Genomic DNA, 1,572 nt, shown 5'->3' with positions numbered 1-1,572 from the left:
TCCCGGTCTCGCCGCCACACCGAGCACACCATCCAGCGCCGCCACCACCGAACACGGCCCTATCCACACGAAAGTCCTAGCCGCTTGCCTGCCTCGAGCCTGTCCATCCGCACTGTTGCGGTCGTAGTCATCGCCACGCTGACTGTGCTGACCGGTTGTGCCACCCAGGAACAACCCACATCTCTACCACCGCCGGCAATCTCAGCAGAGACAGCCACAACACTGACCCCAGAACTCGACCACCTCCACGCCCTGCACATCCGCGCCGACGGCACCATCCTGGCCGGAACTCACACCGGCGTAGTCGCTCTCACCGCAGATGGAACCACCAGCCGGGTCGGCGCCTCCGACAACGACTTCATGGGACTGACCGGGGTACCCGGCTCTGACCGGCTCTTCGCCTCCGGCCATCCAGGTCCAACGAGCTCGGCACCCAACCCGCTGGGACTCGTCGCCAGCGAAGATGGCGGGCAGACATGGACACCGAGATCGGTGGCCGGCCAAATCGACTTCCACGCGCTCGCCACCAACGGACAACTACTCGTAGGCTTCGACGGAATCAACCGCCTGCTCGTATCGACCGACGACGGGACAAGCTGGACCACCGGCGCGTCCCTGGCCGCAGCAGCACTCACGATCACCGACCACGGCGTCTGGGCGACCACCCCAGATGGCCTGCAACACAGCACCGACGACGCCCAGACCTTCACAATCGTCCCCGATGCGCCAGCCCTAGCCCTCCTGGCGGCCGCACCCGATGGCACGCTCTGGGGCATTGACACCGCCAACACCGTCTGGCGCAGCCCAGACGGCACACACTGGGAACAACGCAGCACCATCAGCAGTGTCACCGCGCTGGTCGCCAGAGACGCCGAAACTGCATACGCCGCAAATGGGCAATCGCTATACACGCTCAGCTAACGGACTCGTGGGGAGCAACGAAGGAAGGAGGCGACTGAGATCCGGAAGAGCGTTTTAGATCTCACCCACTCCTCGCGACAACCGCTAGGTTGCCCGGGCACCCCCTCTGTCAGATCGCCATGGGCGGGGACGGCCATCGAAGGCCCCGCCATTCGGCTGTCCTGGTAGCCGCAGTGATGACGTAACGTAGTTATCGGCGAAAAATGTTGCGTCGCATGTGATTCGTCACCCTGCTGGCGGATATTCTGCGCTGCCGCGACACCACGCCCTCCCGGACCCGCGTCGCTCCCGCACAATCACCACGTCTGCCACGTGCGTCCGGCGTGCCCGCGCCCCCTGACGAGAGGTCGCCGGCCGCGGTGGGTTGCGGTCTGTCTGCCGGCTCCGCCGTCACCTGATCGGAGCGGGCTACGCCGCACAGTGACGCCCTTCGGGCTGAGTTGGTTTGCGTTGCCCTGACTCATTCTCTTACCTCCAGTCGCGGCCCGCAAGGCGTGAAAAACTAATCCGCCCTGCGGGTTTCAGGGCTGCGCCCCGGATGACTTTTTCACTTTCCTACTGGATACCGTCAATATCGAATTGATCATATTCCCCAGCAAGAGGTTTCAAGGTCTGCAGTCTCGCGGTGGCGATAGATGGTAGGGGCTGGAT

The 1,572-nt window shown here is 63.9% G+C and carries 1 protein-coding gene; it reads left to right on the top strand.

Going from position 1 to position 1,572, the window contains the following annotated elements; translation table 11 throughout:
- The first annotated feature begins 84 nt into the window (after window positions 1-84).
- Window positions 85-921, top strand: a complete 837-nt coding sequence (locus ACWDTD_RS20485; RefSeq protein WP_449748949.1) for a F510_1955 family glycosylhydrolase — start codon at window positions 85-87, stop codon at window positions 919-921.
- Window positions 922-1,572: the final 651 nt, after the last annotated feature.

It is taken from the genome of Gordonia sp. NPDC003425 (assembly GCF_053588635.1).
The sequence above is the reverse complement of the archived record's forward strand: the minus strand, read 5'-3'. Positions and strand labels throughout refer to the sequence as shown.